Raw genomic sequence first — 23,382 nt, 5'->3', positions numbered from 1 at the left:
CATCACAGCAAACGCTTTTTTTGTAATTAAAATCTAGGATTATTCTGTTAAATCGTCCCAGAATTCTTTTACTTTAGAGAAGAAACCATCCGTTTCAGGTTGATGCTGTTTGTTAGAACCGCCACTTTCCTTACGGAATTCTTCTAGCAATTCTTTCTGACGCTTGGTCAGGTTTTGTGGGGTTTCAACTTTCGCTTCGATATACATATCACCACGATTTTGGGAGCGAAGAATACTCATCCCTTTACCACGTAAACGGAATTGTTGACCTGTTTGCGTGCCAGCCGGAATTTTCACTTTGGCACGACCGCCATCAATGGTCGGCACTTCAATTTCGGCACCTAAAGTCGCATCTGCCATTGAAATTGGTACTTCACAGAAGATATGCGCATCTTCACGTTGGAAGATACGATGCGGGGCGATGTTTAAGAAGATATACAAATCCCCAGATGGTGCGCCACGAAGCCCTGCTTCACCTTCACCACTTAAACGAATGCGTGTGCCTTCATCCACCCCTTGAGGGATATTCACAGAAAGGTTTTTCTCTTTCTGTTGGCGACCACTTCCATGGCAGACTTTACAAGGTTTGTCGATAACGCTGCCTTGACCATTACAGGTGGGACAAGTGCGCTCTACTGTGAAGAAACCTTGTTGCGCACGTACTTTACCATGACCATGACATGTGCCACAGGTTTTAGGTTGTGCCCCATCTTCACCACCGCTTCCGTCACAGCTTTCACATTCCACTGATGTTGGTACGTTAATCTCAATCGTACGGCCGTGATAGGCATCTTCTAAACTGATTTCAAGATTGTAGCGTAAGTCGGACCCACGGAAGTTTTGTTGTCCGCCGCCACGACGGCCACCACCACCCATGAAATCACCAAACATTTCTTCGAAGATATCAGTGAAGCCACCAAAGCCGGCGCCACCACCGAAGCCGCCACCACCAAAACCGCCACCTTGTTCAAAAGCAGCATGACCATATTGATCATAGGCAGAACGTTTTTGATCATCCTTCAGGATTTCATAAGCTTCGTTCACTTCTTTGAACTTTGCTTCGGCTTCTTTGTCATCCGGATTGCGGTCTGGATGATATTTCATCGCCATTTTACGATAGGCAGATTTCAGTGAGGCCGCGTCTGCGCCGCGGTCAACACCAAGTGTTTCATAATAATCCTGCTTGCTCATGGCTTAAATTCCAGAATCTAAATTTAATTCGAACGTCGATGCGGAAAGGCCGGGTGCTGGAAATTAGAGTTATCCTGCATCCGGCCCATATCCGTCATCCTAGATCCATAAAGCGTGAGGCTTAGGATTTGTCTTTTTTGTTGTCGTCAACTTCTTCGAAGTCAGCATCAACAACATTTTCATCAGCCGCTGCATCGTCAGAAGCGCCTGCCTCTGCACCGCCTTCAGCACCAGCTTCCCCTTGGGATGCTTTATACATTGCTTCGCCAAGTTTCATGGAAGATTGCATCAGGGTTTCTGTTGCTGTTTTAATTGCTTCTGGCTCATCACCTTCCATTGCTTCTTTCAATTTAGCAATATCAGCTTCAATCGCAGATTTCTCTTCTTCAGAAACAGCGTCGCCATGTTCTTTTAGCGCGTTTTCTGTGCTGTGAACAAGACCGTCAGCTTGGTTACGTGCTTCGACAACTTCTTTAAGCTTCTTATCGCTATCCGCATTTGCTTCAGCGTCTTTAACCATTTGATCGATTTCATCATCGTTCAAACCACCAGAAGCCTGGATCTTAATTTGTTGTTCTTTGCCTGTGCCTTTATCTTTCGCAGATACATGCACGATACCGTTGGCATCAATATCGAATGTTACTTCAATTTGTGGCACACCGCGTGGTGCAGGTGGTAATCCAACCAAGTCGAATTGACCCAAGATTTTGTTGTCAGCTGCCATTTCACGTTCACCTTGGAAGACGCGGATTGTAACAGCGGATTGGTTGTCTTCAGCTGTAGAGAAGACTTGGGATTTCTTGGTCGGGATTGTTGTGTTGCGATCGATCAAGCGTGTGAATACGCCGCCTAATGTTTCGATACCCAAAGATAATGGTGTGACATCCAACAACAATACGTCTTTTACGTCGCCTTGTAACACACCGCCCTGAATAGCAGCACCAATTGCAACTACTTCGTCAGGGTTAACGCCACGATGTGCTTCTTTGCCGAAGAATTCTTCAACAATTTCACCAACTTTTGGCATACGTGTCATACCACCAACCATGATCACTTCATCAACTTCAGAAGCCTTCAGGCCAGCGTCTTTCAAGGCTGCTTTACATGGTTCGATTGTGCGTTTCACAAGATCAGCAACAAGAGACTCAAGCTTCGCGCGTGTCATCTTGATGTTTAAATGTTTTGGACCAGAAGCATCAGCTGTGATGAATGGAAGATTCACATCTGTTTGTGTTGCAGAAGAAAGTTCAATCTTTGCTTTCTCAGCTGCTTCTTTCAAACGTTGTAATGCCATGCGGTCTTCACGAAGATCAACACCGTTTTCTTTTTTGAATTCATCTGCCAAGTAATCGATGATTGCTTGGTCGAAATCTTCACCACCAAGGAATGTGTCACCATTGGTTGCTTTTACTTCAAATACGCCATCGCCGATTTCAAGGATGGATACGTCAAATGTACCACCACCCAAGTCATAAACTGCAATGATGCCGGAACCTTTTTTCTCTAGGCCGTAAGCCAAAGCCGCAGCTGTTGGTTCGTTGATGATACGCAGAACTTCAAGACCAGCGATTTTACCAGCATCTTTTGTTGCTTGGCGTTGGCTGTCATTAAAATAAGCAGGAACTGTGATCACTGCTTGTGAAACTTCTTCACCCAAATAAGATTCTGCTGTCTCTTTCATTTTTTGCAGAACCATAGCGGAAATTTGAGAAGGGGCGTATTTGTCGCCGCGTGCTTCTACCCATGCATCGCCATTGTCAGCTTTAATGATTTTGAAAGGAGCATTTTTGCGATCTTTTTCTACTTCTGGATCTTCGAAGCGACGACCAACTAAACGCTTAATAGCATATAATGTGTTATCCGGGTTTGTTACTGCCTGACGTTTCGCAGCGTGACCAACAAGACGCTCGCCATCTTCGGCGAATGCGATCATGGATGGTGTTGTGCGTGCACCTTCAGCATTTTCGATAACTTTTGCAGAACCGCCGTCCATTACAGACAGACAGGAGTTTGTTGTACCTAAGTCGATACCAATTACTTTGCTCATGTAATCCTCACTTTGCAGCAGACTTCACATACAGGCCCGAACCATCGGCACCCAACTCGGAAGTCCCTTGTTGTACATGTATGTTTTTGTTCGATGGGTATATAGGAAGGAAAATCGGTTCATGCAAGTATTTGAAGGCCAAAAACCGCCAATTTTTTGAAGTTTTTTATCTCAAATACGAGATTTTCCAGTATTTCAGCCTCTAGAGTTTTTGGAAAATCAACCAACCGGATTGATATAGCTAAACGTAAGATCGTAATCTTGATAGATAATTTAGTCTTTCATTTCCATTTCCGACGTAAAATAGCACCAAGGCTTTTTATCTGGATCTTTAGTGTTTTTCAGGGCTTTTGAGGCATACATGGCAATATCTGCATATCGGATCATGGTGGTCGCATCTTCGGCATGATCTGGATAAATGGAAATGCCAATCGACGTTGAGATATTTATCGGCTTGTCTTGAATGAGGAAGGGACGTTCAAGCGTAGTGACGATTTTTTCACAAACAGCATCAACGGCCTGTAAATCTTCATCTGGACTTAGTTCCATAATTAAACCAAACTCATCGCCGCCAAGGCGGGCCAGACTATCTGTTGCACGAGTGATAGATTTCAATCGTCTTGCCACACGAACCAGTAGTTCATCCCCCGCTTGATGCCCCATAGTGTCATTCACAGTTTTAAAACCATTCAGATCAAGAAAAAGAAGGGCGATATGTGTGTTTTCCCGACGCCCGCGTTCCAAGGCAGAAGCCATGCGATCCTCAAATAGGCGGCGATTTGGCAAGTTTGTCAGGTGGTCATTTAAAGCGAGCTCAAGGATACGATCTTGCATCTTGTTCACTTCATGGGCAATTAGACTGACTTCGTCTTGACCATCATCATTTAATCTAATTCTATGATTTTCGTCCTGCCCGATATTCAGTATGGTTTTTGCCATGGCTTTCAATCTTGTCACAACTATAAAATCCAGACTTTTTAATAGACCAAAGAAAACCAGTGCCATGCCAGCAAGGATTACAGCCGCATTCCATAGAACCGCTAATTGTGCTTTGCGTGTTATATCTCTTTCGGAATAGACATTAATATTGACGATATAGTCACTATTAAGACTGCTGATATTAAAGAAACTCACGCGTTCATCTGTTTCAGTAAATTGTCCCCAACCATCTTTTGGGTGCAAATTTTTTAGGGTGGGCACATTTTTTGGAATAACCTTCACGGTGACTTTTGATCCAAATTCCACGTTGAAAGCATTTATAAATTCTGTATCGACGGCGCGCATTACTGTCAAATAACCGATACGTTCCCCTGAACTATTACTTTTGAATATGGGACGTGTTGAGGCCATGAAAACACGACTTTCCTTTACGTATAAGCCATATTTGCCGGCCTTACTAAAAGGTTTGAAACTTTTATAGAAGGAAAGAATATCTTCATTCACAGGATGTGTCATACCCGTATCTGAGTTAAATTCTTTGGCCCAAACGGCTTCTTCTTCCAAATTCATAAAGATCATGACATCGATATTATTGTTCCAGAAGGTGGCCTTGGTCAGATAAGACTTAATGTAGGAGTCATGTTGCCAATCAAACATGCCTTTCACAAAGCTATAAGTGTCATTTGCGGAAGATAAATGAAGCGCGGATAGGTGAAGGGTTTCCAGTTTATCAAAGAAACCAATACGGATGCGATCCCGGTTCAGGTCTGCATCTTGCTTTTCAAGTTTTTGAAATTCTTCCCAGAAAAAAATATAGGAACTCACTGCTGAGATAGAAGTAACAATCAAAAGCATGACGGCGATCAGAATACTGATCTTGAATTTGATTGGTTTTTTTATCTCTTGCTGTTCCGTCATATGACTTGTTCAAATTGATCCTGTTTATTTTATTCCTATATTATTGGATAGATGTTTAAATTAAGAAACAAAAAAAACGTAATTATCTTAATTATAATGAAAAATTTAACATAAGGTGAGCGGGCATGGGGCAAAAAGAACATAAACATCATCATGGACATGACCATACGGAACCACCAAAAGACCCAGCACTTAGGGTCAAAGCATTAGAAAGCCTTTTGGTTGAAAAAGGTTTGGTTGATCCGGCGGCCATTGATGAGATTGTTGAAATTTATGAAACAAAAGTGGGGCCGCGAAATGGGGCTAAGGTGATTGCCAAGGCTTGGACTGATGCTGAATTTAAAGACTGGCTATTGGATGATGCCACAGCTGCGATTGCGTCACTTGGTTATACAGGTCGTCAGGGTGAACATATGAAAATCGTAGAGAATACAGATGATATACATAATGTCGTCGTTTGTACTTTATGTTCCTGTTACCCTTGGACTGTGCTTGGTTTGCCACCTGTTTGGTATAAATCGGCCCCATATCGGGCGCGTGTGGTGTCTGATCCGAAATCTGTCTTGGCAGAATTTGGTACAGAATTACCTGCAGGTAAGAAAATCAAGGTTTGGGATTCCACATCCGAGATGCGTTTTCTGGTAATGCCTCAACGTCCAGAAGGAACAGATGGTTGGACCGAGGAGCAATTAGAAGAACTGGTTTCCCGTAATAGCATGATCGGTGTGGAAGAAGCTTTAAATCCGGGGGAAGTATAAGATGAATGGCCCACATGATTTAGGTGGAATGCATGGGCTTGGCCCCATCAATCCCGAAGCCGAAAAGGAAGAGCCGCTATTCCATGCAGAATGGGAAAAGCGCGCATTAGGTCTTACTTTAACGACCGGCTTTTTAGGGCAATGGAATATTGATATTTCCCGTCATGCCAGAGAAAGACAACATCCAATAGATTACCTGTCCAATAGCTATTACGAAAACTGGATGGCAGGCGTGGAAAAGTTACTGGTCGAAACAGGTCTTGCGACACAGGAAGAAATAGAGACTGGTAAGATGCAACAACCTGTGCCTCAAGATATTCAGGATAAACGTGTTGGACCTGATCAAGTCGCAGCCATATTGGATAAGGGTGGCCCTTGTGACTTCCCCACCGATCAATCTCAAACCTTCCAAATTGGCGATAGGGTTAGAGTTAAGATGATGAACCCGACGGGTCACACGCGTGCCCCACGATATGTACGCGGTCATGTGGGAGAGATTGTCGAATATTTCGGTTCCTTTATCTATCCTGATGAAAATTCTAAGGGCAATAAGGTGGCCGATCATCTTTATAATGTGAAATTTGATGGCAAGGATATCTGGGGTCCCGACGGGGATGTGGAGATACATGTGGATCTTTGGCGGCCTTATTTGGAGAAAATGTGATGAGCGAAGCACAACAAAATATCTGTCTGAATATGCCGCTTTTACCAAAGGATGAAGAGGGGCCAGTTTTTTCAGAACCCTGGCAGGCACAGGCCTTTGCTATGGCAGTTAAGCTTTGCGAGGACGGCTATTTCACATGGCAGGAATGGGTTGAAGAATTCAGCCAGCAAATTAAAAAAGCCCAAGCGGCAGGGGACCCTGACTTAGGTGATACTTATTATCTTCACTGGATCAATTGTCTGGAAGAAATGGTGGCCGCCAAGAAGATGGTGTCTTTGGGGGATATGCAGTTGCGTAAAGAACAATGGCGACAAGCGTATATAGATACGCCTCATGGGGAACCCGTTCTTCTATAATTCTGCTAAAACGGCTTTGAAATTTTTCTTTTCGATTAGTTTTAGCCAGATAATCAATATACTACCAAAGATCATCGCCCCTGCTGCTATGTAGAGGCCAAAGTCGTAACTGCCATAGCTGGTTGCAAAATAGCCTATAATTGCAGGCCCGATTATCTGCGCCAAGCCATAAGATAGGGTCATTTTCCCCATCATCTTGGCAGGTTTAGATGGATAATAAAGCCCACCCATAGTCAGGACGATACATACAATCCCCAAGAACGAAAATCCGAATAGAAATGCGGAAATCAGGGCGCTGGGCACAGTCACAATAAGGGCTGGCAGGATGATAGATGGCACTTGTATTAGATAAGCGATGAGCATTGCGCCCACATGGCCAATGCTTCTGGAAATATAATCCCAAAGGATACAGGCAGGCGCTGCCCCTAAACCGATTAAGGCAAAGGCCCATGCCCCTTGTCCTTCCAGTCCCGGTAAATCATTGATGATGGAAACAATAAATGTGGCACTAACTACATAACCAATCCCGGCACAGAAATAAGCAACCGTCAGGATTTGAATGAATTGTTTGCCGGGTGGATTATCACGTAATTTCTTTTGGTGATCTAAAGGCATAACTTTGGGTGGTCTTGGCATCCAAAGCCAAGCAGGGATGATCAGGATAAGGCCAGCTGCACCCAGCCAATACCATTGATCCTGCCAAGCAAGAGGTAATAGATAAATTTCTGCAACGATTGACAGAAGGGCGATCCCGATGCCAATGCCACTAAAATGGATGCCCAACTCCCCGCGAAATCCATGACGTAAAAGCCAGTTCAAGATCAAGCCAGAGGCTAGTAGTAATCCTGCCGCGCTGGTAAGGCCGGAAATAACGCGTAATGCAGTCCAAAGCCATATATTATCTGCCAACCCCATACCGGCGGTGGTTAAAATTGCCAAAATGAGACCCCAACGATAGAGAGTGTCTTTGAGACGTAAATTACTGATCGAGGCTGCGATCAGCGCACCTGCCATATAGCCGATATAATTCAAAGTTGCGAGCCATCCGCCCCAAGCATGGTCAAGGCTGGTTTGTTCCAGCATAACAGGAAGGAGGGAGGTGTATGAAAATCGGGCTATGGCCATGAGTAACACAAGGCTACAAATGCCTGCGAAAAGCACTTTTAATCTTGTGTTATTAGAAGGCATAGATTTACTCCGATTATTCGTCGAAAGTGACTATAGGGGGTTCTATTAATTTTTAATAGCAATGAATGTTGTTTTTTAGTGGTTATTATCGGGGAAGTATTTTTCACTAGGCATATTGTCATAAAAGTGTAACATAATTGTTTCTTTTCAAAAAGTTTATAAAAAACGGGGTTCTATTATGAAAAAGTTATTGGCGACTTTGGCGGTATCCACAACATTACTTTCACCTGCGATGGCGGATGATCATGGACAAAATGATTTACTGGATGCGACAGTTTGGACGCAAACATCTGTTGAATATAAGGCAAATGCTATTGGCACTTATAAACTTGCATCCTTGATGCTGGATGTGGCGATCGCAGATAAAAGCTGGACCGCGGTCCCAGAAGAACAAACAGGTGATTTCAGTTCCAAACCACCTGCGGTTATTTTGGATTTAGATGAAACTGTGATGGACAATTCCGCCTATCAAGCATGGTTGATCAAAGCAGGTAAAAGTTACAGTTCCAAAACATGGGCGCCTTTTGTAAATGCGGAAATTTCCGGCGCTATTCCAGGGTCTTTGGATTTTATCAAACTGGCAGAATCCCGTGGGGTGAAAATCTTCTATGTGTCAAACCGTAAGGCACCTTTGGAAGAAGCAACACGCAATAATCTAAAAGCGTTGGGATATCCGATTGATGAAAGCGAAGACACAGTGATCTTGCGTGGCGAAAAGGAAGAATGGAAATCTTCCAAGAAAAGTCCACGTCGTGCATATGTGGCGGATAATTATCGTGTGATTATGAATTTTGGCGATAACTTTGGTGATTTCACAGATGCAGCAAAAGGGTCTATGGCAGATCGTGAAGCGGCTATGGAAAAATTCGCACATATGTGGGGGACGAAATGGTTTATGTTTGCTAATCCAATGTATGGAACTTGGGAATCTGCGACTTTTGACCATAACTGGAAACTCCCAGTTGAAGAGCGTCGTCAAAAGAAACTGGATGCGATGACCTATTGGGAACCTGCTGAATAAGTTTTACGCTTAAAATCAGATAAAGAAAGGGCGCCTTATCAGGCGTCCTTTTTTTGATTCAATAACTCATAATATACAGAAATGATCACTTTATGTTCTTTTTTATTGACAATTGAAGTTTTGTTCCTATATTGATCTCGTTTTAAATTCGGATTTCTGTAATTTTATTAAGGAGCAAAATATGGGCGGTATCTCAGATGGTACGGATGCACAATCGTCACAAATGGATAAAAAATCAGGTGGTATGGGTGGTATACAGACCCTTAAGCCTACAAATTTGTTAGAAAACAATTTTGACGATGATGTGTCACAAGACACAGAGATAGATGGATATGATGAAAGTGTAGATACTTTTGCCCCTTTGGATATGGATCAAAAACCCTTGCTCAATACAGCTCTTTCTGTAAATAATGAAGAGAACAAAAAGAGATCAAATATGGTTGAGTTGAAAGATGAAGCCATAGATGGGGATTCTTTGTTTAAGGCACCAAAAGCCAAGCCAACTCTTGATAGGGCTGAATTTCAAGAACGTCCACAATCCTTCAAAAAGGCACCCATAAAACGACCTGTTGCGAAATTTGCGCCTACGCAGCTGACCAAAGAAGTTCATCAAGGCCAGACAGGTCCTATGTCAAAGCCAACGGCAAGCCAGTTTCCCCCACAAATTAGTGAGGCGGCAAAGCAGGAAAATGAAAGTCTGAAAAATACCTTGGTCACGAAGTCATCGGAAACGAACGGGTTGCCAGACTTATTTCATCGGATGATGCAGGATGATCCCAATGGGGGAGAAGTCGTTTTAAATGATTTGAATAAAAGAGTTTATCGGGCCGATCCGGAAATTGCCCACAAATTAAGCGGTATTACAGGGCCTATCCTGCAAAAATATGCGGATGTGTTGAAAAAAAATGCAGATTCAAAGGTTCGATATGATCTGGAAGGGCCAAACATATCTCAAATTCCTTACGATACCCAAAAGCGTGAAAAAAAGCCTTTGATCCTTTCATATAAAGAAAAGGGACAGAAAAAACTTTTAGAAATCCCGATCGAACCAGGCGAGACAATTTTGGAGAATAGTGAAAATTATGGGAAAATGCATATAGCGCTTAATAATAAGGAAGGGGCGATAAAATCCAAATGGTTTAAAGCAGCTGCCGAAGTTACCTCTGAAAATGCACTTGGTTATGCTGCAGAAGATAAATGGAACTATGGGATGGTTAATGATGACGAAGAAGATTATCTGCAATTTGTACATCATGAACTGGCCAAAATGAATTACCAAACTTTTCAATCCCTCTATCATGGCCAAGAAATTAAAGGATTGGAAGGATTAAGAGGTAAAGAACTGGATTATGCCCTTGTGGAATTAGAGCAACGCAAGGTAGAGGAGTTAAGTGATTTATATTTTAAAAATAACCCTGAAGTTGATGAAGATAAAATATATGCAAGGTTAAGTAATTTAAATAATTTTTGGGAAAATTATCTTCATAATTCCTTTGTAAATCAGGCAGTTGCTGAGGCACATAGGAGCGTTTTTCCGCAAGATGATTATGATATGAGCAATCTTCGTGATCGAATTAAATTAGGGAAGACAATGGTGGATCAACTTTATAAAAGTCAAGAAAGATAAGTAAGGTTTTGGGAGGAAGAAATGCAACCGACAAAGCTAGGATATCAAATTGCTTATGAGCTGCTTTTTGAATTTTGTTTATGCTCAATATTTGGGGCATCTTTCATGATTATACAAAATGTATTTTATGACAGTAACTGGGGTTTAGGGGCGGCAATGTTCATTGCAATAGTAGGTATGATCACCCGCTTAGTTTATCTTCAGATTCCTCTAAGCCTATATTTGCGTATCAGGGCAGCCAAAAGTCGGGATTATACGCTTAAAAATGCCTATAAGATTATAATATCTATTTACTGTGCATCTTATTTTATCTTTTTAGCTGGAATGAAGTGGGACGGTATTAGTTTGCTCAGATATTTAGAAAGTGACTTTATTGTGAATATAAGTCAATTTTTAGGTGCCATGCTTACTCCTTATATTACCTATAAACTAAAGGGAGAACTTTTTGAGGTGACTTGGGCTAAGTCTCGTAAGTTAGGGGGAAAAGATGCGTAAATTGGTATTACCAAGATATTTGAAACTACTGTTTCTGGAATGGGGTATCGAGTTTGTTTTACTTTATATTCTGATGTTTAGCTCGGCTGTACTGCTTGTCGGTTTACCTGGTAAATTCAGCGATTATCCAGTCGTTGCTTTATTATTAATACCTTTTTTCCTCACCCGAATATTATTCCTACAAATTCCCATCAGTCTTTTTTTTGAGGATGAGATATGCGAAACGTAATTCTTATCATCTAAAAAATGCGTTGTTAATTATATCTATTACATATGCTGTTTCCTATAGTGTTTTGGTTGGGTTTGTTGCTCTAACAGATATAAACGAGGTTAAAAGATTCATTCCAATTTCTGCGCAGCCTTTTGTTGCAGCTATTCTTGCGCCGATATTTATGTATCGTTGGAAAGGCGATCTTTTTGAGATGGCTTGGGTGAAGCGTCATTTAAAAGAGATAGAATAAATGCGTTCTAGATCATTCCCATAAATATATTCTTTTTCTTGATTAATGCAGGGCCAACGAAATCCATAAAGGTTTTGATTTTAGGTGTTTTGCGTAAATCCGGATGGGTTAACAACCATAGATCAGAGTAATCTTCCAAATCTGTTTTGGATAATCGGATCAGGTTTGGGGCGTTTTCCCCAATAATACAGGGGATGCGCCCGACACCCATGCCATTTTCAATGGCACTTAAGGCGGCCACCATATCATCGAATTTGGCAATGATTTCTGCATTGGGGTAATGGGTTTTAATTTGGGGCAATACTTTATCCCCATACCAGATAAAATTCACCAGCTTTAAAGGGGCTTCGGGATTTCGGTTTTTCAGATAATCTGATGATCCATAGAAACCTCGCTTCTGGCTGAGCAATTTGCGTCCCCATAGACTGTTTTCCGGCTTATCTGTTCCGCAGATGGTTACATCGGCTTCTCTTCTGTGAATATTGGCTTCATTTGTGGCAATGATTTGAAGGTCTATTTGCGGGTATTTCTCTTTGAATTCAGTAAGAATATCCAGCAATGAAAATTTGAGGATCAGTTGGGGTACGGCCAGTTTCAAGGGGCCGGATAGATCATCTGTTTGCGCTGTTAATTCCAAATCAATGGCATGATAATGTTGTTCCATCTGTTGGGCGGCTTCAATCACTTTCAAACCTGTTGAGGTTGGTTTCATACCATCTGAAAAACGGTCAAACAGACGTAAAGATTTTCGCGCTTCAAAAGCCGTTAGGCGACGGGAAACCGTGGCATGGTTGACGCCAAGATCGCGTGCTGCGGCGCTTAACCCACCACTGCGATAAATAGCCAATATAAATTTTAAATCATCCCAATCTTTCATATTGACATTTTTGCACATTAGATTTGCAAATATCAATAATTTTCGCACGGATTAATCATACCTATCTTTGCAAGGAATTCATCAAAGAAAGGAAATTGAATGTCTATTTATTGTCTGGCCTTTGGCCGTAATCTGGATCAGGAAGCTTTGGCTAAATATCGGGAAAAAGCCCCTATTCCATTAAAAAAGCATCATGGAAAATTATTAGTCTCCACACCAAAGGTAGAAGTGCTGGAAGGCCAACCTGAAACATATGAGGCCTCAGTTATTCTTGAATTTCCAACTTTGGAAGATGCCAGAAACTGGCGGCAAGATCCTGACCTGCAATCTATTCATGCCTTACGTGTTGGGTCAGGTGACTGGACTGTACAAATCCTGACGCCACCACAATAAAGCAGGCTGAAAATCAAATTGGTTTAATGGGCACCAAATGCAGGTGCCCATTTTTGACACCTGTCTGGGACGTAACTTGATCCGCCATTGCCTTAACTTCGGATGTTTTGCCTCGTAATACGGTGGCTTCAAAGCAATTACTTTCATCTACATGAAGATGCAATGTTGCTGTCTGGATGCCATGGTGGTGATGCTGTGTTTCAACCAGTTTAGACGACAGCATACGTTCTTTATGATCATACACATAACTGACGCAGCCAATGCATTCTTCGTCTTGGGGTTCCAATTCATCGGAATGAGATAAGAGATGTCGGATTGCATCCCGGAAACCTTCGGATCGATTGGTGTAACCCTTATCCTGAATATAGAGATCGAACTTCTCCAACAGGTCATCATCCAACGATATCGTAATTCTTTCCATTTTTCTTCTCTCCCGATCACCGTAATTTTTTCATAATTTTCATATAATTATCATACAACTGGATTGACAAGTATAAACGAGTATGATTTTTACGAAAAAAGTATGAACTTTAGGATTTAATATTATGAAGAATATCGCGTCAATTGCATTTGGTTTGGCTTTTTCCCTTGTGAGTTATTCTGCATCTGCGCATTTTGTGGAGATTACAGCGGATAAAAATGTTCTTGGTGGTGACAATGGAAAAGAAGTGTCCCTTGAAATGACCTTCACACATCCATTTGAAAATGGGCCTTTGATGAAGATGGAACGCCCAAAATCTTTTGGGGTAATGCATAAAGGCCAGAAAACAGACCTTTTATCAGAACTTGATCAGGTATCTGGTTTTGAGAATTTGAAATGGCATGCAAGCCAAAAGTTAAAGCGTATGGGTGACTACACTTTTTATGTGGAGCCAGTCCCTTATTTTGAGCCTGCTGAAAGTAAATTTATCGTCCATTATACAAAGACAGTCGTGACAAATGGTGGCGGTGATGCTTGGGATGAATTGGTTGGATTGCCTGTTGAAATTCAACCCTTAAGTCGCCCTTACGGCCTTTGGACCAATAATGCGTTCCGTGGCATTGTCTTACAAGATGGCAAGCCTGTGCCTTTTGCGGAAATCGAAGTAGAACATAAAAACGAAGACAATGTTAAAGCACCAAATGACAGCTTTATCACTCAGGTGATCAAAGCAGATGCCAATGGAGTATTTTCCTATAACATGCCAAAGTCTGGCTGGTGGGGATTTGCGGCATTGATCGAAGATGGCGAAACATTGAAAGCTGAAGATGGCAAAGATTATGTCATCGAAAAAGGGGCTTTAATCTGGGTTAAAGCAGAAGATATGAAATAATTGCCCTTTACATATTCACTCTGAAAATTGTCTAGCATCAGAGTATATTAAGGCAGAAGCACTATCTCGAATATATATTCAAGAATGATGCTTCTGCCTTCTTTTATGTCTACGTCCAGTCAAGAATGACTTTGCCTGAATGTCCGGATTTCATCGTGGTGAAACCTTCTTTGAAATCATTCACATTTAAACGATGGGTGATAACATGGCTGACATCCAGGCCATTTTGCAACATGGCAATCATTTTATACCAGGTTTCAAACATCTCACGACCATAAACGCCTTTGATGGTGATGGCCTTAAATACAATACGTGACCAGTCAACCGGAGATTCCCCAGGGGGGATACCTAAAAGGGCAATTTTGCCACCCATCACTAACACATCCACCATCTGATCAAGCGCCTTTTGATTGCCTGACATTTCAAGGCCCACATCAAAACCTTCTTTCAGGCCAAGTTCTGTCATCACATCTTTCAATTCTTCTTCCGCCACATTGACAGTCCTTACAGATGGGACAACATGTTGCGCCAGTTCCAGTCGATGTGGATTGATATCTGTGATGGCAACATTTCTGGCACCGGCATGCCGTGCCACGGCCGCGGCCATAATGCCAATAGGGCCTGCACCAGTAATCAATACATCTTCCCCAAGCAAATCAAAGCTTAAAGCTGTATGTACCGCATTCCCCAGTGGATCAAGGATGGCGCCAATATCATCAGGAATATCATCCGGCAGAGGAATAACATTAAAGGCAGGGATTTTTAGATATTCTGCAAAGGCACCTTGTTCATTCACGCCGATCCCACGTGTGCCGGGATCAAGGTGGAATTTACCGGAACGGCTTTGACGGCTGTCTGTACCAATCAGATGACCTTCGCCGGAACATCTTTGTCCGATTTCCAAACCTGTTACATCTGATCCCAATTCCACGATCTCACCCGCAAATTCATGTCCGGTAATCATCGGATAGGGGACGGTATCTGCGGCCCAAGAATCCCAGTTCCAGATATGAATATCTGTGCCGCAAATCGCGGTTTTATGGATACGAATTAAAACTTCATGGGGTTCAATGATTGGTATTGGTGCCTCAATCATCCATAAGCCTTCTTCCGGTTTGGATTTTTCAAGAGCTTTCATTCTATGGCTCATGATATAATCCCCAATTCTTTACCAACCTTACTAAAAGCGGTTAGGGCAGTATCCAGATCATCTTTTGTTAGGGCGGCATTCATCTGTGTTCTGATCCGTGCTTTGCCATGTGGCACCACTGGAAAGAAGAAGCCGGTTACATAAACGCCTTCATCAAACAATTTATTCGCCATTTGTTGGGACAATTTTGCATCACCCAACATCACGGGGACGATCGGATGATCCCCATCAAGCAATTCAAAACCAAGTTCGGTTAACCCTTGTCGCCAATAAGATGTGTTGTCAAATAGTCGCTGACGAAGGTCCGATCCATTTTCAATTAATTTGATCGCTTCCAATCCCGCAGCCACGATTGATGGGGGTAGGGAATTTGAAAATAAATAAGGTCGCGCCCGTTGTCTCAATAGATCGATAACAGGTTGTGGGCCTGCAATATATCCACCAATACCGCCGCCTAAAGCTTTACCCAAGGTGCCTGTCACAATATCAACATTCACGCCGAAATGATCTGCGGTTCCAGCACCGCGCGGTCCCATAAAACCTGTGGAATGACAATCATCGACCATCAAAACAGCTTCATATTGATCTGCGAGTTTTCTGATGGCAGGCAAGTTTGCAAGATAGCCATCCATGGAGAAAACGCCATCGGTTGCGATCATAATATGACGTGCACCCTCTTGGCGTGCTTGTTTTAATTTATCTTCCAGATCGACCATATCATTATTGGCATAACGATATCTTTTGGCTTTACATAATCGGATACCATCGATGATGGAGGCATGATTTAAAGAATCTGAGACAATTGCATCTTCCGGTCCAAGTAAGGGTTCAAATAAACCGCCATTTGCGTCAAAACATGCAGCGAAAAGGATGGAGTCATCTTGGTTCAAGAAATTTGCAAGCTTTTGTTCTAATTCACGATGGATATCCTGTGTGCCACAAATAAATCGCACTGACGCCATACCAAAACCCTTTGGGTCCATCGCATCTTTTGCAGCTTTGATCAGATCAGGATGATTTGCCAAGCCCAGATAGTTATTGGCACATAAGTTAATAACCTGTTTGTCGCCTACTGTAATTTGACCGGATTGGGACGATGTTATCTGTCTTTCGGTTTTATAAAGCCCGTCTTTTTCGATCTGAATAAGTGTGTCTTCAATATGTGTATAGAACGTGTTTGTCATGCTGATCTCCCATCTCGAAATCAACATCTAACATAGCGGATAAAAATCCGCAATAAAAGAAATACAATATAACGGATAAAATTCTTGTTTGGTGGAATTTTAAGTGCCAGCATCTTTCACGATCAGGAAAATCCGCGCCGGACCATTAATCGCAGATATTGAATGGGCCAAATCACCTGCATATCTGGCGGTGTCACCTTGACTTAATTCTGAAGTGGCAGAACCGGATGTAACCCGAATGGATCCTTCTAAGACGGTCAGATGTTCTTTTGCCCCTTGCACATGGGGATGACTTTCAAGACTGCCTTCAGCTTCAAACCGGATATCATAGACCTCGTGGCCCCCGGCGGCTTCGGGTGGAGATAAAATTCGAATGCGACAGGAATTACCCATATTATCAATGCTGGGGGTTTCGGAATTCTTTAAAACTTCGATGCTGTCGGATTGTTTGTTTTCGGCCAGTAAGCCCGCAAAATCAATTTGTAAAGCCTGGGTCAAATTCCACAATGTTGAGATGGTAGGGCTACTTTCCCCGCGCTCAATCTGACTGAGCATGGAACGTGAAACCCCACTTAAATTCGCAACAGCTTCCAGTGAAAGCCCCTTGTCACGTCTTGCTTCCTTCAATCGGGCCGGCAAACGCGTTAATGTCGTATCTGTATTTTCCGTCATAACGGAAAACTACAATGCCACCATGGAAAAAGCCATATGTAAAAATTCAATTTTGTTGAAGAATGATCCGGCTTGTTACTGTCTTAGTTGATGGCGGCGATATCCGATGGCTTCGGCGATATGATGTTTTTGCACATGATCTTCAGCTTGAAGATCGGCTAAGGTGCGTGCCACACGTAAGATACGATGATACCCGCGGGCCGATAATTTCATTTGATTGGCAGCTTCGGCCAATAATTTGCGACCTGTTTCATCAGGCGCTGCGATTTCTTCTAATATTTGTCCGTCGATTTCAGCATTGCAGCGCCAGTTTTGATCCGGAGCCAGTCTTTCAAGGCGTTTGATTTGTATTATGCGCGCTGCCAAGACACGTGTTGCAACATCAACACTACTTTCTTTGGGGGGAGGTAACACCAGATCCGCAGCACTCACCGCGGGGACGTCGATATGAATGTCAATGCGGTCGAAAAGCGGGCCGGATATTTTGGCTTGGTAATCTCCGCCGCATTTTGGGGCACGGCTGCAGGCCATATCGATATCCGCCAGATGACCGCATCGACAAGGGTTCATTGCCGCAATCAATTGAACACGGGCAGGATAAGTGATATGCGCATTAACACGGGCAACCACGGCACGGCTGCTTTCAAGGGGTTGGCGCAACGCTTCTAAGGCACCACGGGCGAATTCCGGTAATTCATCCAGAAAGAGCACACCATTATGGGCGAGACTGATTTCACCGGGCTTTGCTTTTTGTCCGCCGCCAACCAAGGCAGGCACCGATGTTGAATGATGTGGGTCGCGAAAAGGGCGGGTTAAACTCATAAAACCTGTGTCATTATCGTTTTGGGCAATTTGACCTGCCACTGATCGTATCATGGATAATTCCAAAGCTTCCCGACTGTCCAGCGGTGGTAAGATACTTGGTAATCGAGACGCAAGCATGGATTTACCTGCACCGGGTGGCCCGATCATTAACATATTATGTCCTCCTGCAGCCGCAATTTCCAACGCCCGTTTGGCGGTTTCTTGGCCTTTGATATCTATGAGATCGGGTAATGTGGTTGTTTCGTGATTTTGGACGGCTTTCGGGCGGGTGAGTAATTGTCCGGATTTGAAATGATTGATAAGTTCCATCAAATGGCGAGGCGCCAAGATTTCCATATCGCCTGCCCAGGCGGCTTCACCGCCATTAGCAGCAGGGCAAATTAAACCTTTCTCAGCCGCATTGGCGGAAATCGCTGTGGGCAACACACCTGATACGGCAGCCAATCCCCCATCTAGCCCCAATTCTCCCATCACAATATATTGGTCTAATTCTTCCAAGGGCATGATTTCCATAGAGGCCAATAAACCCAACGCGATGGGCAGATCATAATGGCTGCCCTCTTTTTGCAGATCGGCAGGGGATAAATTCACAGTGATCCTTTTGGCAGGCAGGGATAAACCCAATGCCGTCAGCGCTGAACGTACACGTTCTCTCGCCTCGGATACGGCTTTATCGGCTAATCCAACAATAGAAAAAGCCGGAAGACCCGATGATAATTGTACTTGAACATCTACATCAACTGTCTCAATGCCTTGAAAAGCCACGGTTCGGATATGGGCAACCATAGAATATCCCCCTCATAAAATCTGTCCTGCATATGCAATGAATGGGTTAGGGAGAAATTTGAAGGTGCGGCGCGAAGAGGAAGTATCCTGTCGTAAATATTCAGGTCTTAAATTATGATCAAGCGCAACATCAGTTCTAATAAGATTTCAGGATTGGACAGAAAATAAATGTCAGATACAGCGTTAAAACAGAGTGTGGATGATACAACTTCACAAGGTATTTTATATCTGGTTTTAGGGTTGATGGTATTTTCTGTCCAAGATGTGATTATGAAATTCTTTAGTGATCAGATCGCTTTACAAGAAGTGATCTTCCTGCGCGGTGTGGTCACATTGATGATCATTTCCCCGATTATGTTTTATCTACAGGGTAGAAATGCTTTTATATCAAAACAGCCGGTCTGGGCGTTTTTACGTGGGCTTGCAGGTTTTCTGTGTTTTTCCTTATTTTCTATGGCATTGGCGGTTTTACCGTTGGCGGATGCCATGCCGCTTTATTATACAAGTCCACTTTTTGTGGTGGCATTATCCATCCCATTCCTTGGCGAAAAAGTAGGTATCCGAAGCTGGTTGGCGATCTTTGTCGGGTTTGGTGGGGTGATATTGGTCGCACAACCCGGATCCAGTGGTATTGAGCCCGCGATGATCCTCGCGCTTTTATCTGCTGTGGCTTATAGCGCGCAAAGCCTGCTTGCTCGTAAATTGGGATCAACAGAATCTGCTTTGGGCATGACGTTCTATTCGCAACTGGCCTTTATTACTTTAAGTGGGGTTGTCGGATTGACTTTGGGTAGCGGTTGGATGGATGAAATTTCCCATCCTAGTGCGCAATATTTGTTGCGTGCCTGGTCTGTGCCGACCTTAACGCAGATAGGGTTGATCATTGCGCTGGGCTTTATTTCAGCGGCTGGTTTCTTCTGTATCAGTCAGGCTTACCGTTTGGGGCGTGCCAATGCAGTGGCGCCTTTTGAATATAGCTCGCTTCCTTTTGCAGTGCTTTGGGGGTGGCTCTTCTGGGGCGCCATCCCAACTTCAACAACAGTGATGGGCAGTTTGTTAATTGTGGCCAGTGGCCTTTATATTTTGCATCGTGAAGTGGTGCGGCGCCGTCAGGAGAAAAAGAAGAATATCGGCTGAATTTCTATGCATCCTGCATCATTAGCCTAGATACCAGTTTGTCTGTGAGAGGGACAATAAACAGGCTCATGGGAAAGGCAATGAGCATGGAAACAAACCAAGAGAATGGCCATTTCTCCATAATGACTGTCCAGCTTATATTTTCCATCACCAAAAAAGCGAATGACATAGCCCCAGACATCAACAGGGACATGATAAAGGAAAATACATAAAAGCGATATTTGTTAGGGATCATGTTTATATCTCCCTATATCTTAACGTTGTTAAATGTGTTTAAGACATTCACGAATTCTGTTTTTAAGGATTCATCTTTTAGTTCCATATTTTCCTGATCGTAATTATCATAAAAACTTGGAATGGACAGAGAAGCGATGACAGTACCATCATAAAAATGGGCGGTATTTTTCGCCATGCTTAGCACGGTATTTGCCCCATTTGGACCGGGTGAAGTGGATAACATAATAATTGGCTTCTTATGATAAACATCCAGCTTCTTCCGACTGGCCCAATCAAACAGGTTTTTATAGGCAGCTGTGTAGTTGCCGTTATGCTCCGCATAGGAAATAAGCAAGGCATCGGCTTGTTCGATATGATTTAAAAAGTCGGATGCAGCATCCGGGACACCATGTTTTTCTTCCAAATCGGCACTGTAGATTGGTAGTTTGAAATCATTGATATCAATCATTTCAATATCATGGCCTGTCAGGAATGTGGCTGCATATCTTATCAATTCTTTATTGATAGATTTACTGCTGTTGCTTGCGGCAAAAGTAACGATTTTCATTTTTTTATCCTTAAATCCAGATTTGTATTAATTCAAAGACCCAAACAAGCCCGCGGCATAATCTGCTTCTGCTTGTTGAATGTCTTTTTCATTGCTCAAGATGAAGGGGCCCTTTTGGACGAATTCTTCTTCCACAGGCTGGGCGGCAAAAAGGGCAAAATGCGCTTCTTCCATAGATGCGCTGGAAAACTGGATATCTTGTGGTGCATTTGAATTTAAATTGGATATTGCGACGGCTTCACCTGCTGAAAGTATGATGACTTGATCTGCAGTCTTTACGGTGATGTCATTCTCAACCGCGTAGATCCACGCATTTTCTTTTGCGTTTAAGTCATGTTGAAAACTTGCGTCTTGTTGGATTTTCCCATCCAAAATGGTCATCGGTAAAGCTGGGGAAGTTGGTCCAGCAATATGATTACTTTCCCCGGCGACAATCCGAACTTTCATCCCGTTTTTCTCAATAATCGGCATATCCTTGGCGGAGACATGTTTGGATGCCGGCGCATCTTTTTTATGTTTTGCTGGAAGGTTTACGAAGACTTGTAAGCCATGGATACGGGCATTGGGGCGAGGCGCCTCATCATGAACAGCACCTGAACCTGCTTTTAGCCAATATAGGTCCCCCGGTAAGATATCAAAGTCATTCCCAAGGGAATCCCGATTGTGGAATTTGCCTGAACTGTCTTCAAAAATGACGGAAACAGCGGATAGTCCTGCATGTGGATGGGCGCCAAATGTCGGGGTGGTCATGACATAATGGTCGACCATGGCGAGTGGATCCATTTGCTGATCAAAGTCTTTTTCGCGAAAAGTCTTTGCCGTAAATCCTGTCCCGATATTGAGAGGCTTACTTGCTATCTTGTCTGAAATTTTAACTGTTTCTGGGTTTTGTGTAACTATATTTGGGCTATGTAACTTATTCATCAGAAGAACACCTTGTTTAAATTTGTAAACTAGATGTAATATAAAATGGAACGATAAAGATCAAAATAGGCAATAAAAGAAATATATGTTCTAAATATAGAACGATAGATGAGAATATTCTGATGATTGATTTGAATGACTATTTTTATTTTGTGCATGTGGTGGAGAAAGAAGGTTTTTCTGCAGCCGCAAGAGTTTTAGGTATTCCTAAATCAAGACTGAGCCGTCATGTGTCTAATCTGGAAGCAAGGTTGGATGTAAAGCTTATTCAACGTACCTCAAGACAATTTAAGATCACGGAATATGGGCAGCTATTTTATAATCATGCCAAGGCGATGATGGATGAAATGGCAATGGCAGAAGCTGCCATATCCAGCAAAAAAGACACAATCAGTGGCCGTATCATTATGAGTTGCTCTGTCGGGGTTTCTCAATTTGCTATTCAAGAATTGGTGGTTAAATTTTTATGCGAAAACCCAAAAATTGAACTCATCCAACAAGTGACAAATCAACCTGTTGACTTAGTAACTTCCGGTATTGATTTAGCTATTCGGGGGCATACAGAACCTTTGCCCGATTCATCGGTTGTCCAACGTTATCTTACAACTGTTTCTTGGCAATTATTCGCAAGCCCTGAATATGTTATGGAGCTAGGCATGCCGGATGATCCAGATGAGCTTGAAAATGTAAAAAGCCTCAATGTTGGGTGGCAACCAAGTGCATCTCATTGGGTGTTACGAAATGAGCAAGGGATGGAAAAGAAAGTTGTCCATGGCAACGTCTATTCCAGTGATGACATGAGCAGTTTGAAGAAAGTGGCTGTAAAAGGACTTGGTGTTGTAAATTTACCTTCTTATACATGTCGGGAGGAACTTGAAGATGGCTCTTTAGTGCATGTTTTGCCGGATTGGGTGACGGGACGCGCGCAGTTAAGTTTGCTTTCTCCTTCGCGTCATGGTCAGTCACCTGCGGTTCAGATGTTTAAGGAATATTTATTAAAGAATATTGAGGCATATGTGGCTATATAAGTTTATTTAATGGCGTTCTTCTAGCGCCAACCGTAAACCAAGTCCAAGCAAGGTAAGGCCACTGAATTTGAAAATCCAATTTAGGAAATTTGGATTTTGCTTAAACCAGTTCGATAAACGACCTGCAAAAAAACCAACGGGTGTTTTTAAAATAAAGGTTAGAAACGCATAACAAAGACCCATGGCAAAAATACCAATAGTCGGATTTTCACTATTTGCAGGAATAAATTGCGGCAAAAAGGCGAAGAAAAACAAGGTCACTTTTGGATTAGTGATATTGCAAAGGGTACCTTCAATAAAAACGCGTTTGATAGATTTATCGTTGTTGTCTTCGGTTTCAAAATGGCGACCACCAGAAAGAATAAGTTTAATACCAATATAAAATAGATAGGCCGCACCGATATATTTTAGAATAGTAAAAGCGAGTTCCGATGTTGTAAGGATTGCGCCCAAACCAAGGGCTGCAAGAACGGTATGCCCCATCAATCCAATTGAAATCCCTAAAGCGGCAATAACGCCTTCTTTGGATCCTTGGCCTAAACCACGTGACATAACCATAATCAAATCTTGTCCTGGAGATATAATCACTGCAAGCGAAGCTGCAATAAATAAAAGCCATGGTATATCAAACATATTCTTTTGCT

At 42.7% G+C, this 23,382-nt stretch carries 25 protein-coding genes; 11 read left to right on the top strand and 14 right to left on the bottom strand.

Translation table 11 applies throughout. From position 1 onward, the window contains the following. Positions 1 to 39: 39 nt before the first annotated feature. From dnaJ to E1160_RS15245, 3 genes are all read right to left on the bottom strand, one after another. A complete protein-coding gene (dnaJ, locus tag E1160_RS15255) occupies positions 40 to 1,191 on the bottom strand; it encodes a molecular chaperone DnaJ (protein ID WP_155156734.1) in 1,152 nt (383 codons plus the stop codon). Between the two features lie 121 nt (positions 1,192 to 1,312). Continuing rightward, complete coding sequence (gene dnaK / locus E1160_RS15250) at positions 1,313 to 3,238, bottom strand: molecular chaperone DnaK (RefSeq protein WP_155156732.1); 1,926 nt, start codon at positions 3,236 to 3,238, stop codon at positions 1,313 to 1,315. Between the two features lie 273 nt (positions 3,239 to 3,511). After that, on the bottom strand, positions 3,512 to 5,095 hold the full coding sequence (locus tag E1160_RS15245) for a sensor domain-containing diguanylate cyclase (protein ID WP_155156730.1): 1,584 nt from the start codon (positions 5,093 to 5,095) through the stop codon (positions 3,512 to 3,514). A 125-nt stretch (positions 5,096 to 5,220) separates the two neighbouring features. Between E1160_RS15245 and nthA the strand changes: the two genes are divergently transcribed. From nthA to E1160_RS15230, 3 genes are read left to right on the top strand one after another with little or no spacing between them, the layout of a single operon-like run. After that, positions 5,221 to 5,853 (top strand): nitrile hydratase subunit alpha, encoded by a 633-nt coding sequence (gene nthA, locus E1160_RS15240; RefSeq protein WP_155156728.1) that lies wholly within the window; start codon positions 5,221 to 5,223, stop codon positions 5,851 to 5,853. A 1-nt stretch (position 5,854) separates the two neighbouring features. Continuing rightward, the gene (gene nthB / locus E1160_RS15235) at positions 5,855 to 6,517 is read left to right on the top strand and encodes a nitrile hydratase subunit beta (RefSeq protein WP_155156725.1); all 663 of its coding nucleotides are present in this window, start codon (positions 5,855 to 5,857) and stop codon (positions 6,515 to 6,517) included. Beyond that, complete coding sequence (locus tag E1160_RS15230; protein WP_155156723.1) at positions 6,517 to 6,873, top strand: nitrile hydratase accessory protein; 357 nt, start codon at positions 6,517 to 6,519, stop codon at positions 6,871 to 6,873. The genes nthB and E1160_RS15230 overlap by 1 nt, the downstream gene beginning before the upstream one ends. Here the strand turns inward: E1160_RS15230 and E1160_RS15225 are convergent. Continuing rightward, positions 6,868 to 8,061, bottom strand: a complete 1,194-nt coding sequence (locus tag E1160_RS15225) for a YbfB/YjiJ family MFS transporter (RefSeq protein ID WP_155156721.1) — start codon at positions 8,059 to 8,061, stop codon at positions 6,868 to 6,870. The genes E1160_RS15230 and E1160_RS15225 overlap by 6 nt on opposite strands. A gap of 178 nt (positions 8,062 to 8,239) precedes the next feature. Between E1160_RS15225 and E1160_RS15220 the strand changes: the two genes are divergently transcribed. The 4 genes from E1160_RS15220 to E1160_RS15205 all read left to right on the top strand — a co-directional run bounded on the left by E1160_RS15220 (position 8,240) and on the right by E1160_RS15205 (position 11,433). After that, the gene (locus E1160_RS15220) at positions 8,240 to 9,082 is read left to right on the top strand and encodes a 5'-nucleotidase, lipoprotein e(P4) family (RefSeq protein ID WP_155156719.1); all 843 of its coding nucleotides are present in this window, start codon (positions 8,240 to 8,242) and stop codon (positions 9,080 to 9,082) included. Between the two features lie 181 nt (positions 9,083 to 9,263). Next, complete coding sequence (locus E1160_RS15215) at positions 9,264 to 10,709, top strand: hypothetical protein (protein WP_155156717.1); 1,446 nt, start codon at positions 9,264 to 9,266, stop codon at positions 10,707 to 10,709. 21 nt (positions 10,710 to 10,730) lie between these two features. Next, positions 10,731 to 11,204, top strand: a complete 474-nt coding sequence (locus E1160_RS15210; protein ID WP_155156715.1) for a hypothetical protein — start codon at positions 10,731 to 10,733, stop codon at positions 11,202 to 11,204. Beyond that, entirely contained in the window at positions 11,197 to 11,433 is a 237-nt protein-coding gene (locus E1160_RS15205; RefSeq protein ID WP_155156713.1) for a hypothetical protein, read from the top strand. Before E1160_RS15210 ends, E1160_RS15205 begins: the two co-directional genes overlap by 8 nt. Positions 11,434 to 11,672: 239 nt before the next feature. Here E1160_RS15205 and E1160_RS15200 read toward each other — a convergent pair whose 3' ends face one another. Continuing rightward, positions 11,673 to 12,542 (bottom strand): LysR family transcriptional regulator, encoded by an 870-nt coding sequence (locus tag E1160_RS15200; RefSeq protein ID WP_218048940.1) that lies wholly within the window; start codon positions 12,540 to 12,542, stop codon positions 11,673 to 11,675. Between the two features lie 99 nt (positions 12,543 to 12,641). Between E1160_RS15200 and E1160_RS15195 the strand changes: the two genes are divergently transcribed. Then, complete coding sequence (locus E1160_RS15195) at positions 12,642 to 12,935, top strand: DUF1330 domain-containing protein (protein ID WP_155156709.1); 294 nt, start codon at positions 12,642 to 12,644, stop codon at positions 12,933 to 12,935. A 13-nt stretch (positions 12,936 to 12,948) separates the two neighbouring features. On the opposite strand, the gene nikR is transcribed toward E1160_RS15195, so the two are convergent. Then, positions 12,949 to 13,356 carry a nickel-responsive transcriptional regulator NikR gene (nikR, locus tag E1160_RS15190; protein ID WP_155156707.1) on the bottom strand — a complete coding sequence of 136 codons (408 nt, stop codon included), beginning with the start codon at positions 13,354 to 13,356 and terminating at the stop codon, positions 12,949 to 12,951. A gap of 124 nt (positions 13,357 to 13,480) precedes the next feature. Between nikR and E1160_RS15185 the strand changes: the two genes are divergently transcribed. Next, positions 13,481 to 14,248: a DUF4198 domain-containing protein gene (locus tag E1160_RS15185; RefSeq protein WP_155156705.1), complete on the top strand. Its 768-nt coding sequence runs from the start codon at positions 13,481 to 13,483 to the stop codon at positions 14,246 to 14,248. Positions 14,249 to 14,357: 109 nt separating this feature from the next. Here the strand turns inward: E1160_RS15185 and tdh are convergent, their stop codons facing one another. From tdh to E1160_RS15165, 4 genes are all read right to left on the bottom strand, one after another. Beyond that, positions 14,358 to 15,398 carry an L-threonine 3-dehydrogenase gene (tdh, locus tag E1160_RS15180; RefSeq protein ID WP_218048939.1) on the bottom strand — a complete coding sequence of 347 codons (1,041 nt, stop codon included), beginning with the start codon at positions 15,396 to 15,398 and terminating at the stop codon, positions 14,358 to 14,360. Next, positions 15,395 to 16,582 (bottom strand): glycine C-acetyltransferase, encoded by a 1,188-nt coding sequence (locus E1160_RS15175; RefSeq protein ID WP_155156703.1) that lies wholly within the window; start codon positions 16,580 to 16,582, stop codon positions 15,395 to 15,397. Before E1160_RS15175 ends, tdh begins: the two co-directional genes overlap by 4 nt. A 99-nt stretch (positions 16,583 to 16,681) precedes the next feature. Beyond that, the gene (locus tag E1160_RS15170) at positions 16,682 to 17,254 is read right to left on the bottom strand and encodes a helix-turn-helix domain-containing protein (RefSeq protein WP_155156701.1); all 573 of its coding nucleotides are present in this window, start codon (positions 17,252 to 17,254) and stop codon (positions 16,682 to 16,684) included. A gap of 75 nt (positions 17,255 to 17,329) precedes the next feature. After that, the gene (locus E1160_RS15165) at positions 17,330 to 18,865 is read right to left on the bottom strand and encodes a YifB family Mg chelatase-like AAA ATPase (RefSeq protein ID WP_155156699.1); all 1,536 of its coding nucleotides are present in this window, start codon (positions 18,863 to 18,865) and stop codon (positions 17,330 to 17,332) included. A gap of 168 nt (positions 18,866 to 19,033) precedes the next feature. On the opposite strand from E1160_RS15165, the gene E1160_RS15160 reads away from it, so the two are divergent. Continuing rightward, on the top strand, positions 19,034 to 20,002 hold the full coding sequence (locus E1160_RS15160; RefSeq protein WP_155156697.1) for a DMT family transporter: 969 nt from the start codon (positions 19,034 to 19,036) through the stop codon (positions 20,000 to 20,002). A gap of 4 nt (positions 20,003 to 20,006) precedes the next feature. Here E1160_RS15160 and E1160_RS15155 read toward each other — a convergent pair whose 3' ends face one another. The 3 genes from E1160_RS15155 to E1160_RS15145 are packed head-to-tail and all read right to left on the bottom strand — an operon-like array spanning position 20,007 to position 21,710. Next, positions 20,007 to 20,237, bottom strand: a complete 231-nt coding sequence (locus tag E1160_RS15155) for a DUF2798 domain-containing protein (RefSeq protein ID WP_155156695.1) — start codon at positions 20,235 to 20,237, stop codon at positions 20,007 to 20,009. Positions 20,238 to 20,249: 12 nt separating this feature from the next. Beyond that, a complete protein-coding gene (locus E1160_RS15150; protein WP_155156693.1) occupies positions 20,250 to 20,786 on the bottom strand; it encodes an NADPH-dependent FMN reductase in 537 nt (178 codons plus the stop codon). A 27-nt stretch (positions 20,787 to 20,813) separates the two neighbouring features. Then, positions 20,814 to 21,710 (bottom strand): pirin family protein, encoded by an 897-nt coding sequence (locus tag E1160_RS15145; RefSeq protein WP_155156691.1) that lies wholly within the window; start codon positions 21,708 to 21,710, stop codon positions 20,814 to 20,816. A gap of 122 nt (positions 21,711 to 21,832) precedes the next feature. Between E1160_RS15145 and E1160_RS15140 the strand changes: the two genes are divergently transcribed. Continuing rightward, complete coding sequence (locus E1160_RS15140) at positions 21,833 to 22,738, top strand: LysR substrate-binding domain-containing protein (protein ID WP_155156689.1); 906 nt, start codon at positions 21,833 to 21,835, stop codon at positions 22,736 to 22,738. A gap of 6 nt (positions 22,739 to 22,744) precedes the next feature. On the opposite strand, the gene E1160_RS15135 is transcribed toward E1160_RS15140, so the two are convergent. Continuing rightward, positions 22,745 to 23,371, bottom strand: a complete 627-nt coding sequence (locus E1160_RS15135) for a LysE family translocator (protein WP_155156687.1) — start codon at positions 23,369 to 23,371, stop codon at positions 22,745 to 22,747. Positions 23,372 to 23,382: the final 11 nt, after the last annotated feature.

Origin of the sequence: Curvivirga aplysinae, assembly GCF_009711445.1 — a bacterium.
Taxonomy (GTDB): domain Bacteria; phylum Pseudomonadota; class Alphaproteobacteria; order UBA8366; family Aestuariispiraceae; genus Curvivirga; species Curvivirga aplysinae.
This window is presented reverse-complemented; position numbering and strand designations above follow the sequence as displayed.